We start from the raw sequence: 14,724 nt of genomic DNA, 5'->3' as shown, positions 1-14,724 counted from the left end.
TGTTCTTTTTTTAGTTTTTTTGTGTGCTTTGGGGGTGTTGTTTTTTTTATATTTCTCGTCGGTGTGGTTGAGCTTGACGCCGGCCCCCGGCCGCACGCTGAAGGCCGCGATCGAGCAACTGCCGCCGATGGAATGCCCGCAGCACAAAGTGGTGTCGCTGACCGGCAACATCTCGCCGGACGGCTCGGCGGCCTTCTACAACGTCATCTTCACCATGGCCGACAGGGTCAAGGCGCGTTCGTTTCCGATGCCTTTGCCGGTCATCGCTTCCTCGCCCGAGGAGCGCGAGATGCTGCTCAGCCAGCCGATGATCCAGCCGACGCTGGCGCTTGCGGCCGAGGCCGACGTCACCTTTGTCGGCATCGGCGATCTCGGCCCGAAAGCGCCGCTTTACGAAGACGGCTTCATTTCGGAGGGCGAATTAAAGGCGCTGCAGAAGGCCGGCGGCGTCGCCGAGATCGTCGGCTGGGTATTCGATCGTGACGGCCGCATGATCGAGGGCATCACCAATGATCGGGTGTCGTCGGCGCCGCTGCCGTCGCGCGAAAAGTCGCTGGTGATCGCGCTTGCCATGGGCGACCGCAAGCTGCCGGGCATCTTCGCCGCCGTCAACCGGCGGTTGGTCAACGGCCTCATCACCGATGAGCGGACCGCCGCCGCCTTGCTGGCGGGCGCATGATCTCCGAGCCGCTGGCGGTCGGAAACGATCATGTGAAATCGAAACGCATCTGAATCCCCGATAAAACGAGCGTCACTACTGGTGCCGGCCGCAAGGATCGTTGCCGTCGAGAAAGCCCATGTCGCGCTGCAGATGCGGCGGCAGCTCCCGGACGTCGAGATAGGCCCGTTTCCGCGCCGCGTGCCTTGCCAATCCCCGCGCCAACCGTGAAAACCAGCCATGGGCTGGAGCAAGAAGCAGCTTTTCCTGTATTGTGGTCATGATCGTCAGCCTTCGCTATCCCTAGGCGTAATTGATCTTCAATACGGAATATCGGTAGGACCGGCCGGTGCCGCCAATCAAACGTCGATCACTGCCCATAAGGAGGGCTTATGCCGGAGCTCAATTCACGACAGCTGGTTTCGCAGCTTCCTCCGCTTCAGGCGATCCGGGTGTTCGAGGCGGTGGCGCGGCATCTCTCGTTCACCAAGGCCGCCCAGGAGCTTGGCATGACGCAGGCGGCGGCAAGCTATCAGATCAAGCTTCTGGAGGAGCGCATCGGCGCGCCCCTGTTCTTGCGCCAGCCAAAACAGATCGTGCTGACCGAACCCGGCCAGCGCCTGGCGCCCGCGGTCAGCGAGGCGTTCGCGCTGTTGAGCGGCGCCTATGCCGCCGCGCGCACCGGCGCCGACGGCTTGCTTTGCGTTTCGACGCTGCTGACATTTGCCTCCAATTGGCTGGCGCAGCATCTCGGTTCGTTCCAGGTCGCGCATCCGTCGCTGGCGGTGCGCGTCGATACTTCGAACAGGGTTGTCGACTTTGCCAGAGAGGATATCGACATCGCCATCCGCTCCGGCGGTGGCAACTGGCCGGGCGTCGAGACCCATATGCTTTTCAGGGCCGATTTCACGCCGGTCCTTAGTCCAAAGCTCGCGGCAAGCATCGGCGGAGTCAAGGAGCCGGCCGACCTGCTGCGGCTGCCGATCCTCGACCCGGGTGACATCTGGTGGCGGGACTGGTTTGCCGCCGCCGGCCTGCCGGTCGAGGATCTGGCCAGGCGTCCCGGCACCAGCATGGGCGCGCAGGCCTACGAGGCCAATGCCGCGATTGCCGGCCACGGCGTGGCGATCGTTACCAAGGCGCTGTTCAAGACCGAACTTGCCGACGGCCGCCTGATCCAGCCCTTTGATCTGGTCGGTGACGACGGCCACGCCTATTGGCTGGTCTATCCGACGGCACGACGCAACGTGCCGAAGATCCGCGCCTTCCGCGATTGGATCCTGAGTGAAATCGCTTGCCAGTAGGCTGAATCCCAGCAAGCCCGATAGCAAAGCGCCGGGCCCAATCAGCCCGGCCGAATCCTTCGTCAGACATGCCGCAAACGTCCCAGGCTTGCCGCTGCACAAGACCCGGCGTGCTGCGCTGCAGCAACGAATCCGTCTTGACATAATTCATCGCAAGTGAGTAATTGCTCACAGCCAAGGCAAATGCTCATCTTGGTTTATGGGAGGAATTTTGATGAAACTTCGCACGTTCACCCTAGGCCTGTTCTCGGCCAGCGCGCTCGCTTTCGCCGCGCATGCCGAATCCATCACCATCGCCACGGTCAACAATGGCGACATGGTCCGCATGCAGAAGCTGACCGACGACTTCACCGCCAAGAATCCCGACGTCCAGCTGCAGTGGGTCACGCTCGAGGAAAACGTTCTGCGCGAGCGCGTCACCACCGACATCGCCACCAAGGGTGGCCAGTACGACGTGATGACTATCGGCACCTATGAAGTGCCGATCTGGGCCAAGCAGAACTGGCTTTTGCCGCTCGACAAACTCGGCGACGATTACGACGTCAAGGACATCATCCCGGCCATAGCCGGCGGCCTGTCGGTCGACGGCAAGCTCTACGCAGCCCCGTTCTACGGCGAAAGCTCCTTCGTCATGTACCGCAAGGACCTGATGGAAAAGGCCGGGCTCAAGATGCCCGATGCACCGACCTGGGACTTCATCAAGCAGGCCGCCGACAAGATGACCGACCGCGCCAACGGCGTGAACGGCGTCTGCCTGCGCGGCAAGGCCGGCTGGGGCGAGAACATGGCCTTCCTGACCGCCATGTCGAACTCGTTCGGCGCGCGCTGGTTCGACGAGAACTGGAAGCCGCAATTCGACCAGCCCGAATGGAAGAACACGCTGCAGTTCTATGTCGACCTGATGAAGGCCGACGGCCCCGAGGGCGCGTCGTCCAACGGCTTCAACGAAAACCTGGCGCTGTTCCAGCAGGGCAAATGCGGCATGTGGATCGACGCTACCGTCGCTGCCTCCTTCGTTTCCGACCCGAAGAACTCCACCGTCGCCGACAAGGTCGGCTATGCGCTGGCGCCGGACAATGGCCTCGGCAAGCGCGGCAATTGGCTGTGGGCATGGTCGCTAGCCATCCCCGCCGGCACGCAGAAGGCCGACGCCGCTCAAAAGTTCGTAGCCTGGGCAACCAGCAAGCACTATGCCGAGCTCGTCGCCTCGAAGGAAGGCTGGGCCAACGTTCCGCCGGGAACGCGCTCGTCGCTCTATGCCAATCCCGAATACCAGAAGGCAGCACCTTTCGCCAAGATGACGCTGGACTCGATCAACTCCGCCGATCCGACGCACCCGACCGTCAAGCCGGTGCCTTATGTCGGCGTCCAGTTCGTCGCCATTCCTGAGTTCCAGGGTCTCGGCACCACCGTCGGCCAGCTCTTCTCGGCGGCACTTGCCGGCCAGTCGAGCGTCGACGATGCCTTGAAGCAGGCGCAGGACGCCGCCACCGCGACGATGACCGAGGGCGGTTACATCAAGTAAGCTCCTCCCGGTGCCGGTTGCCAATGGCGACCGGCAACGGCCGCCCGAATCCCAGTTCGGGCGGCCAGCTTTCACACCGCTGAAAACTTGGCCGACCTCGAAGGGTGACCGTCATGGCTACTCAGCAGACCCGTTCGCTTGCCCGTTTCATGATGGCGCCATCCGTGGTGCTGCTGCTGGTCTGGATGATTGTGCCGCTGGCATTCACGCTGTGGTTTTCCTTCCAGCAATACAACCCGCTCAATCCGATGCGCGACGGCTTCGTCGGGTTTTCGAACTACGCGCTGTTCTATTCCAACCCGGCATTCCTGCAGTCGATCCTCAACACGCTCACCATCGTCGTCAGCGTGCTTTTGATCACGGTGATCGGCGGTATTCTGCTCGCCCTTCTGCTCGATCAGCCGATGTGGGGACAGGGCATCGTCCGCATCCTTGTCATCTCGCCGTTCTTCGTCATGCCACCGGTGGCAGCACTGGTCTGGAAGAACATGATCATGCATCCGCAGTACGGGGTTTTCGCCGATATTGCGCGCTTCTTCGGCGGGCAGCCGATCGATTGGTTCGGGCAGCATCCGCTCCTGGCGATCATCATCATCGTTGCCTGGCAATGGCTGCCGTTTGCTACGCTGATCCTGTTGACCGCGCTTCAGTCGCTCGACGGCGAGCAGAAGGAAGCCGCCGAAATGGACGGCGCCGGCTTCATCAGCCGCTTCATCTATTTGACGCTGCCTCATATGTCGCGCGCCATAACCGTCGTCATCCTGATCCAGACGATCTTCCTGCTGTCGGTCTATGCCGAGATCCTCGTCACCACCAATGGCGGCCCGGGTTACGCCTCCACCAACCTGCCCTTCCTCGTCTATCAGAAGGCATTGCTGGAGTTCAAAATCGGCCAGGCGTCCGCCGGCGGTATCATTGCCGTCATTCTCGCCAACATCGTTGCCTTCTTCGCCATGCGCGCTGTCGGCAAGAACCTGGATAAATAAGGGAGGATAAGATGGCACGTGCGCTGAACCACCCCCACTCCGTCCCGCTGCGCGGGACACCTCTCCCCCTGCCCGGGGTAGAGGAAAGGCCTGCATCGAAACCGCGCCCTTCCTCCATCCCCTCGATCGGGGGAGAGGTGGGTTGCGCAGCAAACCGGAGTGGGGGTCGACCCTGCCGCCAACATCGCCGATAGGGAGGACCTGACCATGGCACGTGCAGTCACCACCCAGCACAAGACGATTGCTACCGCGGCCGCCTGGATCGTCGCGCTGCTGATCTTCTTCCCGATCCTCTATACGATCATCACTTCGTTCAAGTCGGAGCAGGAGGCTATCCAGGGCTTCAACCTGTTCCCGTCGGGAACCACGGAGAGCTATTCCGAGGTCCAGGCGCAGAACGGCTATTTCAAATTCTTCCTGAACTCGGTGTTCCTGTCGGTCGGCTCGACCATCCTGGCTCTGCTCGTCGCCATACCGGCGGCATGGTCGATGGCGTTTTCGCCGGGCAAACGCACCAAGGACATCCTGATGTGGATGCTTTCCACCAAGATGATGCCGGCCGTCGCCGTGCTGTTTCCGATCTATCTGATCTTCCGCGATACCGGTCTGCTCGACAGCCGCATCGGCCTGATGGTCATGCTGATGCTGATCAACCTGCCGATCGTGGTCTGGATGCTTTACACCTATTTTCGCGAGATCCCGGGCGAGATCCTGGAAGCGGCGCGCATGGACGGCGCATCGCTCTGGAACGAGATCATCTATGTGCTGACGCCGATGGCGGTCCCCGGCATCGCCTCGACCATGCTGCTCAACATCATTCTCGCCTGGAACGAGGCGTTCTGGACGATCCGGCTGACCACCACCGAGGCCGCGCCGCTCACCGCTTTCATCAGCTCCTTCTCCAGCCCGCAGGGGCTGTTCTGGGCCAAGCTTTCGGCCGCCTCGACGCTGGCGATCGCGCCGATCCTGATCATGGGCTGGTTCAGCCAGAAGCAGCTGGTCCGAGGCCTGACATTCGGTGCGGTAAAGTAGCGGGCATCGCCTGACGCAAAACGAAAAGATAGCCCTTCGGGGGAGGAAACCATGGGAAACATCACGCTCAAGAACGTCTCCAAATCCTTCGGGGCGACGTCCATCATCCCCGGCCTCGATCTCGTCATCGAGGACGGAGAGTTCGTCGTCTTCGTCGGCCCGTCGGGCTGCGGCAAATCCACCCTGTTGCGTCTGATCGCCGGTCTCGAGGATACCAGCGGCGGCACCATCATCATCGATGGTCGCGACGTCACCGGCGAGGCGCCGGCCAAGCGCAAGCTGGCTATGGTGTTCCAGTCCTATGCGCTCTACCCGCACATGACGGTGGCCAAGAACATCGCCTTCCCGCTGAAGATGGCGGGCGAGGACCAGGCGACCATCGACAAGAAGGTGAAGGACGCCGCGCGGATCCTGAACCTCACCAACTACCTCGACCGCCGCCCCGGCCAGCTCTCCGGCGGCCAGCGGCAGCGCGTCGCCATCGGCCGCGCCATTGTGCGCCAGCCGTCGGCCTTCCTGTTCGACGAGCCTTTGTCCAATCTCGACGCGGCGCTGCGCGGCACCATGCGGCTGGAGATCAGCGAGCTGCATCACCAGCTCAAGACAACCATGGTCTACGTCACCCACGACCAGATCGAGGCGATGACCATGGCCGACAAGATCGTCGTGCTCAATGCCGGCAATATCGAGCAGGTCGGCTCGCCGATGGAGCTCTATAAGACGCCGAAGAACCTGTTCGTCGCCGGCTTCATAGGTTCGCCGAAGATGAACCTGATCGAAGGCGCGCCGGCCGCCAAATATGGCGCCAAGACAGTCGGCATCCGCCCGGAGCATATGAACATTTCGAAGACGTCAGGCGACTGGAAGGCGACGGTCGGGGTTGCCGAGCATCTCGGCTCCGACACGTTTTTGCACGTCCAGGCGGATGGTGTCGGGCAGCTGACGGTGCGTGCCGACGGCGAGTTGGCCGCCCATCACGGCGACACGATCTACCTGACGCCGGAAAAGGCCAAGCTGCATCGTTTCGGCGCCGACGGGAAGGCGATGCTGCAATGAGGCTCCGGGGTAAATCGGCGCTGATTACCGGATCGGCGCGCGGCATCGGCAGGGCGTTTGCCGAAGCCTACATGCGCGAAGGGGCGACGGTAGCGATTGGCGACATCAATCTCGAAGCCGCCGAGAAGACGGCTTCGGAAATCGGCCGCAACGCCTACGCGGTAAAGCTCGACGTCACCGATCTCGCGTCTATCGATGAGGCCGTCAAGGCGGTCGAAGCCAGGGCCGGCGGCCTGGATATCTTGATCAACAACGCTGCTTTGTTCGACCTGGCGCCGATCGTCGAGATCACCAAGACAAGCTACGACAAATTGTTTTCGGTCAACGTCGCCGGCACGCTGTTTACGTTGCAGGCCGCCGCCCGTTCGATGATTGCCCGGGGCAAGGGCGGCAAGATCATCAACATGGCAAGCCAGGCCGGGCGCCGCGGCGAGGCACTGGTCGCTGTCTACTGCGCCACCAAGGCGGCGGTCATCTCGCTCACCCAGTCGGCAGGGCTCGACCTGATCAAACACCGCATCAACGTCAATGCCATCGCCCCGGGTGTCGTCGACGGCGAGCATTGGGACCATGTCGATGCCTTGTTCGCCAAGTTCGAGAACCGGCCGAGGGGCGAGAAGAAGAGGCTGGTCGGCGAAGCCGTGCCTTATGGCCGCATGGGCACGGCGCAAGACCTCACCGGCATGGCGGTGTTCCTGGCCAGCGATGAGGCCGAGTACATCGTCGCCCAGACCTACAATGTCGATGGCGGCCAGTGGATGAGTTGAGGGGGCGAAGGCGCTCTTCCCCCCGTCTCCTCCACGGGGGGAAGAGCCGTCCCGCTAAAGGGTAAAAGCAGATGACCGTGAAACTCTCTTCTTCCATCCTCGCCAAGCTGCCGCCCAAGGTCGCCGGCCCGGAATATGATCGCGCCGCGCTCAAGGCCGGCATCGTGCATTTCGGCGTCGGCAATTTCCATCGCTCGCACCAGGCCGTCTATCTCGACGACCTGTTCAATTCGGGTGTCGGCCACGACTGGGCCATTGTTGGCGCCGGCGTCTTCGAGGGCGAGAAGGTCGGCCGCGGCAAGTTGCAGGAGCAGGACTGGCTGACCACCGTGGTCGAGCAGGACAGCGGCCATATGAGCGCGCGCGTCACCGGCGTCATGATCGACTTCCTGGTGCCGGGCGATGCGGCCGCAATCGTCGAGCGGCTTGCCGATCCGGCGATCAAGATCGTCTCCCTGACCATTACCGAGGGCGGATATTTCATCGATCCGGCATCCGGCGTCTTCAATCCGACACATCCCGACATCGTTGCCGACGCTGAGCCGGGGGCGACCCCGAAGACCGTCTTCGGCCTCGTCCTCGCCGGGCTGCTGCGCCGCCGCGCCGACGGTATCGTGCCCTTCACAATCATGTCCTGCGACAACATCCCCCATAACGGCCACGTCACCTCAGATGGCGTCATCGGCCTTGCGCGGCTGATCGACGAAGGTTTGGCAAACTGGGTGAGCGAGAACGTTGCCTTTCCCAATGGCATGGTCGACCGCATCACGCCGGCCACCACCGACCGCGAGCGCGGCATTCTCTCCAGCGAGTTCGGCCTCGACGACAATTGGCCGGTGTTTTGCGAACCGTTCAAGCAATGGGTGCTGGAGGACCGTTTCACCGACGGCCGCCCGCCGCTGGAAAAGGTCGGCGTGCAGTTCGTCAGCGACGTCGCGCCCTATGAGCTGATGAAGATCCGCATCCTCAATGGCGGCCATGCGACCATCGCCTATCCGGCCGGGCTGATGGACATCCATTTCGTCCATGAGGCGATGCAGGAGCCGCTGGTACGCGGCTTCCTCGACAAGCTCGAGCATGACGAAATCATCCCGACCGTGCCGCCGGTTCCGGACACCGACCTCGAAGATTACTACCAGCTCATCGAGCACCGCTTCTCCAATCCGAAGATCGGCGACACCATACGCCGGCTTTGCCTCGACGGCTCCAACCGCCAGCCGAAATTCATCATCCCGACCATCGCCGACCGGCTGAAGGCTGGCAAAAGTGTCACCGGCCTTGCGCTGGAATCGGCGCTCTGGTGTCGCTACTGCTTCGGCACGACGGATTCCGGTGCCGTCACCGAGCCCAACGACCCGAACTGGGGCCGGTTGCAGGCGACGGCCAAGGCGGCCAGGGACATGCCTGCCGCCTGGCTTGCCATGGAGGACATCTATGGCGATGTCGGCCGCTCGCCGCCGTTCGCTGAAGCCTTCGGCCAAGCGCTGAGACTGCTGTGGGCGGACGGCGCGCGCGCGACACTGACGCGCTATCTCGCCGGCGACCTCTGAAGCCGATCCAGCGCGATGACGCCTGAACTGGTCATTTTCGACTGTGACGGCGTGCTGGTGGACAGTGAGATGCTGTCCGTCTCGGCATTGCTGGAGATGATCGCGCTTGCCGGCGGCAACGTCAGCGAGGACATTGCCTACGAGCACTTCCTCGGCAAGAGCATGAAGAGCGTCCGCGAAATCCTCGCAAGCGACTTCGGGCTCGATCTCACCGACCAGCATCTGACCGAGATGCGCTCCGAACTGATGCGCAGATTCCGCGAGGAGCTGAAACCGATGCCAGGTATCGCACAGGTCCTGCCGAGGCTCGGCGTACCGTGCTGCGTCGCCTCCTCCGGCACCCTGGAACGCATCCGCTATGCGCTCGACGTCACCGGGTTGCTTGGGCTGCTGGAGCCGCATTTGTTCAGCGCCGCCATGGTGGCGCGGGGCAAACCGGCGCCCGATCTCTTTCTCCATGCAGCAGATAAAATGAGAGCGGCCCCGCGAAACTGCCTCGTCGTCGAGGACAGCCCGGCCGGCATCGAAGCGGCGCGGGCGGCCGGCATGCGCGTCCTTGCCTTCACCGGCGGCTCGCACACCGGCAACCCGGCATTGAAAGCGCGGCTTGCGTCGAGTGAGCCGGACTTTATATTCGCTGACATGCTGCAATTGCCCGATCTGATTGCAGGCCTGGGAGCGAGAGCAAGAACACCTTGACCAACAGTTTCGTTTGCGCGGTCGATGTCGGCACCGGAAGCGCTCGTGCCGGCATTCTCGACACCAGTGGCGCCTTGCTCGGCCGCGCCGAGCACCCGATCGCAATGCAGCAGCCGAAGGCCGACCATGCCGAGCACGATTCGCAGGATATATGGTCGGCGGTGTGCATGGCCGTCCGCGCTGCCCGCGAAAAGGCGGGCGTGCGGGCCGAGGATATCGTCGGCATCTCCTTTGATGCCACCTGCTCGCTGGTGGTGCGAGACCGGCATGGCGGCCAGCTCAGCGTGTCCGTCACTGGTGAAAGGCGCTGGGACACCATTGTCTGGCTCGACCATCGCGCAATTGCCGAGGCCGACGAATGCACTGAAAGCGGCCACGCTGTGCTCGACTATATCGGCGGCGTCATGTCGCCGGAAATGGAGACGCCGAAGCTGATGTGGCTGAAGCGCAACCTGCCCGGAACATGGAACGAAGCCGGCTATCTATTCGACCTCACCGACTTCCTCACCTGGAAGGCAAGCGGCTCGCTCTCCCGTTCACAATGCACGCTGACCGCCAAATGGACCTATCTAGCCCATGAAGCGACCGGCTGGCGGCGCGACTTCTTCGAAGCCGTCGGGCTCGGCGATATCTTTGAGCACGGCAACCTGCCGGAAAAGGCAAGCCCGGTCGGTGCCGATATCGGCCCGCTCGGCGCGCAAGCCGCGACGGAGCTTGGCCTCACCGAAAAATGCCGGGTCGGCGCCGGCGTCATCGATGCCTATGCCGGCGCGCTTGGCGTGCTCGGCGGTTTCGCCGGTGACGCGACGAACATCGGCCGCCATCTGGCCCTGATTGCCGGTACGTCGAGTTGCGTCATGGCGATGTCGCCCGATCCGCAGCCTTTCGCCGGTGTCTGGGGCCCATATTATGGCGCAGCCCTTCCCGGCCTGTGGCTGTCGGAAGGTGGCCAGTCGGCCACCGGCGCGCTGCTCGACCACATCATCCGCTGGCATGGCGCCGGCGGCGAGCCGGATGCCGCCATGCATGCCAGGATTGCCCACCGCGTCGCCGAGCTGCGCGCCGCCGAGGGCGACAACCTCGCCGCAAGGCTGCACGTACTGCCCGATTTTCACGGCAACCGCTCGCCGCTCGCCGACCCGCATGCCGTCGGCGTCATCAGCGGGCTGACGCTGGATGCCTCCTTCGACAGTCTGTGCAAGCTCTACTGGCGCACCGCCGTCAGCATCGCGCTTGGCGTCCGTCATGTGCTGGAAGCGCTGAACGAGAACGGCTATCTGATCGACACACTGCACGTCACCGGCGGCCACACCAAGAACCCGCTGTTGATGGAGCTCTATGCCGATGCCACCGGCTGCACGGTGGTCGAGCCGCTGGCGGACGAGGCGGTGCTGCTCGGCACCGGCATGATTGCCGCCACCGCGGCCAGGCTTTTTCCCGATTTGAACGCTGCCTGCGTCGCCATGCAACAGGGCGGCAGGACGCGAGAGCCAAATCCGGCTGCCGCCGGCCGGTTCGATCGCGACTACCGCGTGTTTCTCGAAATGCACAGGCAAAGGCAGGCGCTGGACGCGATCCGATAAATCGGGATCGGTTGCTATCTCTGGTTCCAGCGCCGGATGACCGGCTCGTCAAGGTCGTGCTCATAACCGAGCCCGCTTATGCTGGCGGTATCCAGCACGAAAAACGCGCCGGCTTGCGGCGGCAGGCCGAGCCAGCGTGCGGCCAGCACCCTAAGGAAATGCGAGCTTGAGAAGACCAGGACATTGCTGTCGACCTCGCGCAACTGGCTGACGATCCGGTCCGCCCTCGAGCCGACATCCGTGGCGGACTCGCCGCTCGGGCAGCCGTCGCGAAAGAGACGCCAGCCGGGGCGCTCGGCGAGGATTTGCTTGGTGGTCAATCCCTCATAGGCACCATAATCCCACTCCGCCAGATCGTCCTTCTTCACGCCTGACGAGCCGAAGCCGGCCAGCGCACAGGTGTTGAAGGCGCGCTGCGACGGGCTCGACCACACCGCCGAGAAGGACAGGCCCTCGAGCCGCTCAGCGATCCGCCTTGCCGCTTCCTCGCCGGCCGGCGTCAGCGGTATGTCGGTTCGGCCGGTATGTTTTCCGGACGCACTCCATTCCGTCTCGCCATGCCGAACCAGATAGATTTCGGGAAACGCGCTCATCAGGCTGCCTTTCAAATGGATCTGCCGCGACCATAGCGGCTTCCATAGCCTCTCCAATAGCCTGCATTGAACCGACTGGCTTAACCCTTCCGCAAGTCAGCCTCTTGCCACCGGTGCCCATTTGATAGACAAACCCGTCGTAATGCGGAATCCGGCCGGTCTTGGCCATTTTCCGCGCTGAGACGCGGCTTCCGGCTCTTGCCGACGTGCCGCAATCGGATAGGCGGAAAACTAGAATGTCTGCGATCGAAGCCGACGCTCGCGCGCCGGAAAACCTTTGGCGTCGGGAAATCAGGGCGATGCTGGCGCTCGCCTGGCCGATGGTGCTGACCAATCTCGGCCAGACCGCGATGACCGCTACCGACGTCATGATGATGGGGCGGCTGGGGCCGGACACGCTGGCCAGCGGTGCGCTTGGTGCCAACCTCTACTTCATGCCGCTCATCTTCGGGCTCGGCCTGATGCTGGCGACCTCGCCGATGATGGCGACCGAGCTCGGCCGTCGCCGGCACTCGGTGCGCGACCTGCGCCGCACCGTGCGCCAGGGTCTGTGGCTGGCGATCCTCATTTGCATTCCGATATGGGCCCTTCTCTGGCACGGCGAGAGCGTGTTGCTGGCCATGGGTCAGGAACCGGCGCTGGCGCACCAGGCGGGCATCTATCTGCGCTGGCTCGAATGGGCGGTGCTGCCCTTTTTCGGCTACATCGTCCTGCGCTCGTTCATTTCGGCGCTGGAGCGGCCGGGCTGGGCGCTGATCATCGTCTTCGTTGCCGTCGCCTGCAATGCCTTCTTCAACTGGCTGTTCATGTTCGGTAATCTCGGCATCCAATCGATGGGCATCGCCGGCTCCGGCCTCGCCACCACTCTGTCCAGCACGTTGATGTTCGCCGGCATGGCGGCGGTGGTGATGCTTGAGAAGGAATTCCGGCGCTATCGTCTGTTCGGACGCTTCTGGCGCGCCGATTGGCCGCGCTTCAAGGGCCTGCTGCGGCTCGGCCTGCCGATCGCCGGCCTGCTGGCGTTCGAGGTGACGATCTTCAACGCGGCGGCCTTTCTCATGGGCCTGATCGATGCCGCTTCGCTTGCCGCCCATGCGATCGCCATCCAGATTGCCTCGATCACCTTCATGGTGCCGCTCGGCCTCAACCAGGCGGTGACTGTGCGCGTCGGACTTGCCCACGGCGCCGGCAATCCGGAAGGTGTCAGCCGGGCTGGCTGGACCGCCTATGTCGTCGGTGTCTCCTTCATGGCGCTGATGGGGCTGGTGATGATCCTGTGGCCGCATCTCTTGATCGGCGCCTTCATCGATCTGGGCAATCCGGCTAATGCCGAGGTGGTGGCGCTTGCCGTGTCGTTCCTCGCCTTTGCCGCGCTGTTCCAGGTTTTTGACGGTGCGCAGGCGGTCGCCAGCGGCATGCTGCGCGGCCTGCACGACACCAAGGTGCCGATGATCTATGCCGCGATCGGATATTGGGGCATCGGGCTGCCGCTCGGCGTGCTGCTGGCCTTCCGTTTCGGCTTCAACGGCGTCGGCATCTGGATCGGCCTGTCGTCGGGACTGGCGGTGGTTGCGGCGCTCTTGCTAGGGCGCTGGCTGCGGCGTGACAGGATCGCGCCGCCGCTGGTATTCGGGCGTTGAATTGCTGGTCGCCCGCTCAGCGGGCCGCCGCCCGCTGCTCGAGCAAACGTGCGTATTGCGTCAGCGGAAAGCACATGACGAAGAAGATCAGCGCTACCAGCCCATAGACTTTGAACGGTTCGAAGGTCGCATTGTTGATCGCGTTGGATGTCCTCACCAGCTCCTCGAAACCGATGATCGACGTCAGCGCGGTCGACTTGATCAGCTGCACCAGAAAGCCGACGGTCGGTGCGCGGGTGATCGAAAACGCCTGAGGCAAGATGATCAGCCGGAGTTCCTGCAGATAGTGCAGGCCGAGGCTGGCGCCGGCGTCCCACTGGCCGCGCGGCAGTGCATCGACGCCGCCGCGCCAGATCTCGGCGAGATAGGCGCTGGCAAAGAAGGTCAGGCCAAGCACCGCCGCGGTCCACGGCTCGATGCGCAGGCCCAGCATCGGCAAGCCGAAGAACATCAGGAAGAGCTGCATCAGCAGCGGCGTGCCCTGGAAAAGCGCGATGTAGCCGGAGGCAAACCGGCGCGCCCATTTATTCTTGGCGATCCGGAAGAACAACACGATCATGCCGACCACGGCCCCGCCGACAAAGGCGGCCAGCGACAAGAGCACCGTCCAGCGCGCCGCCAGCAGCAGGTTGCGCAGAATGTCCCAGAAGGTGAATTCGATCATGACACGCCGGCTCCGAGAAGCCGGCGCCCGCCGCCGACCAGCAGCCGGCGCAGCCCAATCGACAGGATGAGATAGACCATCGTCACGATGAAATAGGTCTCGAAAGCCCGGAACGTGCGCGCCTGCAGCATGTCGGCTTCATAGGTCAGCTCGCGAACGGCGATCTGCGATACCACGGCGGATTCCAGCATCATGATGACGATCTGGCTGGTCAGCGCCGGATAGATCACCTTGAGCGCCTGCGGCAGCACGATCTTGATGAAGACCTGGCGCGGCCTGAGCCCAAGCGCCAGTGCCGCTTCCGTCTGCCCGGGCGGCACCGCGTCGAGCCCGGCGCCAACGATCTCGATCGTATAGGCAGCCATGTTGAGCGTCATCGCCAGCATGGCTGCCAGCACCGGATCGAGCCTGACGCCGATGCTGGGCAGCCCGAAGAAGATGAAGAATAGCTGCACCAGGAACGGCGTGTTGCGGATCACCTCGACATAGACGCCGATCGCCCGCTTGAGCAGGAGCGGACCGTTCCGCCGCCCTGCGGCGCCGAGGATGCTGAGCAACGTTCCCGCCAGCGTGGTCACAGCGATCAACAGGATCGTCGTGGCCGCGCCGCGCGCGATCGCCCCTGTCGCCCCGGCAAGCCAGCCGAAGTCGAGGCTATAGGTCACCG

At 63.4% G+C, this 14,724-nt stretch carries 14 protein-coding genes and 1 pseudogene; 11 read left to right on the top strand and 4 right to left on the bottom strand.

The annotated features are described in order from the left end of the window. Window positions 1–88: 88 nt before the first annotated feature. Window positions 89–679, top strand: a pseudogene (locus NKI58_RS04940) (sugar-binding transcriptional regulator); the annotation flags it as partial. A 75-nt stretch (window positions 680–754) separates the two neighbouring features. Here the strand turns inward: NKI58_RS04940 and NKI58_RS04935 are convergent. Beyond that, the gene (locus NKI58_RS04935; RefSeq protein ID WP_254815832.1) at window positions 755–940 is read right to left on the bottom strand and encodes a hypothetical protein; all 186 of its coding nucleotides are present in this window, start codon (window positions 938–940) and stop codon (window positions 755–757) included. Between the two features lie 110 nt (window positions 941–1,050). On the opposite strand from NKI58_RS04935, the gene gcvA reads away from it, so the two are divergent. The 9 genes from gcvA (at window position 1,051) to NKI58_RS04890 (ending at window position 11,160) form a co-directional block, all read left to right on the top strand. After that, a complete protein-coding gene (gcvA, locus tag NKI58_RS04930; RefSeq protein WP_352568549.1) occupies window positions 1,051–1,962 on the top strand; it encodes a transcriptional regulator GcvA in 912 nt (303 codons plus the stop codon). A gap of 214 nt (window positions 1,963–2,176) precedes the next feature. After that, complete coding sequence (locus NKI58_RS04925) at window positions 2,177–3,487, top strand: ABC transporter substrate-binding protein (protein ID WP_352568548.1); 1,311 nt, start codon at window positions 2,177–2,179, stop codon at window positions 3,485–3,487. Window positions 3,488–3,600: 113 nt separating this feature from the next. Further along, window positions 3,601–4,473 (top strand): carbohydrate ABC transporter permease, encoded by an 873-nt coding sequence (locus tag NKI58_RS04920; protein ID WP_031195183.1) that lies wholly within the window; start codon window positions 3,601–3,603, stop codon window positions 4,471–4,473. A gap of 207 nt (window positions 4,474–4,680) precedes the next feature. Next, a complete protein-coding gene (locus tag NKI58_RS04915) occupies window positions 4,681–5,505 on the top strand; it encodes a carbohydrate ABC transporter permease (protein WP_023676992.1) in 825 nt (274 codons plus the stop codon). Between the two features lie 51 nt (window positions 5,506–5,556). Beyond that, on the top strand, window positions 5,557–6,561 hold the full coding sequence (locus NKI58_RS04910; RefSeq protein ID WP_023676991.1) for an ABC transporter ATP-binding protein: 1,005 nt from the start codon (window positions 5,557–5,559) through the stop codon (window positions 6,559–6,561). Further along, entirely contained in the window at window positions 6,558–7,328 is a 771-nt protein-coding gene (locus tag NKI58_RS04905) for an L-iditol 2-dehydrogenase (RefSeq protein ID WP_352701857.1), read from the top strand. Before NKI58_RS04910 ends, NKI58_RS04905 begins: the two co-directional genes overlap by 4 nt. 71 nt (window positions 7,329–7,399) lie before the next feature. Continuing rightward, window positions 7,400–8,878, top strand: coding sequence for a mannitol dehydrogenase family protein (locus tag NKI58_RS04900; protein ID WP_352783713.1), 1,479 nt, complete (start codon window positions 7,400–7,402; stop codon window positions 8,876–8,878). Between the two features lie 15 nt (window positions 8,879–8,893). Further along, window positions 8,894–9,577, top strand: coding sequence for an HAD family hydrolase (locus NKI58_RS04895; RefSeq protein ID WP_352455927.1), 684 nt, complete (start codon window positions 8,894–8,896; stop codon window positions 9,575–9,577). After that, a complete protein-coding gene (locus NKI58_RS04890; RefSeq protein WP_023676987.1) occupies window positions 9,574–11,160 on the top strand; it encodes an FGGY-family carbohydrate kinase in 1,587 nt (528 codons plus the stop codon). The genes NKI58_RS04895 and NKI58_RS04890 overlap by 4 nt, the downstream gene beginning before the upstream one ends. A 14-nt stretch (window positions 11,161–11,174) precedes the next feature. Here the strand turns inward: NKI58_RS04890 and NKI58_RS04885 are convergent, their stop codons facing one another. Next, window positions 11,175–11,756 carry a histidine phosphatase family protein gene (locus tag NKI58_RS04885; protein WP_352784145.1) on the bottom strand — a complete coding sequence of 194 codons (582 nt, stop codon included), beginning with the start codon at window positions 11,754–11,756 and terminating at the stop codon, window positions 11,175–11,177. Window positions 11,757–11,989: 233 nt separating this feature from the next. Here NKI58_RS04885 and NKI58_RS04880 point away from each other — a divergent pair, with 233 nt between their 5' ends. Continuing rightward, complete coding sequence (locus NKI58_RS04880) at window positions 11,990–13,393, top strand: MATE family efflux transporter (RefSeq protein ID WP_023676985.1); 1,404 nt, start codon at window positions 11,990–11,992, stop codon at window positions 13,391–13,393. 16 nt (window positions 13,394–13,409) lie between these two features. Here the strand turns inward: NKI58_RS04880 and NKI58_RS04875 are convergent, their stop codons facing one another. Together NKI58_RS04875 and NKI58_RS04870 are read right to left on the bottom strand one after the other, a co-directional pair. Next, window positions 13,410–14,057: an amino acid ABC transporter permease gene (locus NKI58_RS04875; protein WP_023676984.1), complete on the bottom strand. Its 648-nt coding sequence runs from the start codon at window positions 14,055–14,057 to the stop codon at window positions 13,410–13,412. Continuing rightward, window positions 14,054–14,722: an amino acid ABC transporter permease gene (locus tag NKI58_RS04870; protein ID WP_023676983.1), complete on the bottom strand. Its 669-nt coding sequence runs from the start codon at window positions 14,720–14,722 to the stop codon at window positions 14,054–14,056. Before NKI58_RS04870 ends, NKI58_RS04875 begins: the two co-directional genes overlap by 4 nt. Window positions 14,723–14,724: the final 2 nt, after the last annotated feature.

Source organism: Mesorhizobium sp. M0522 (assembly GCF_040321085.1).
In the GTDB taxonomy this organism is placed as follows: Bacteria; Pseudomonadota; Alphaproteobacteria; order Rhizobiales; family Rhizobiaceae; genus Mesorhizobium.
Note: the sequence above shows the minus strand (reverse complement) of the source record. Positions and strands in the feature narration are given on the sequence as shown.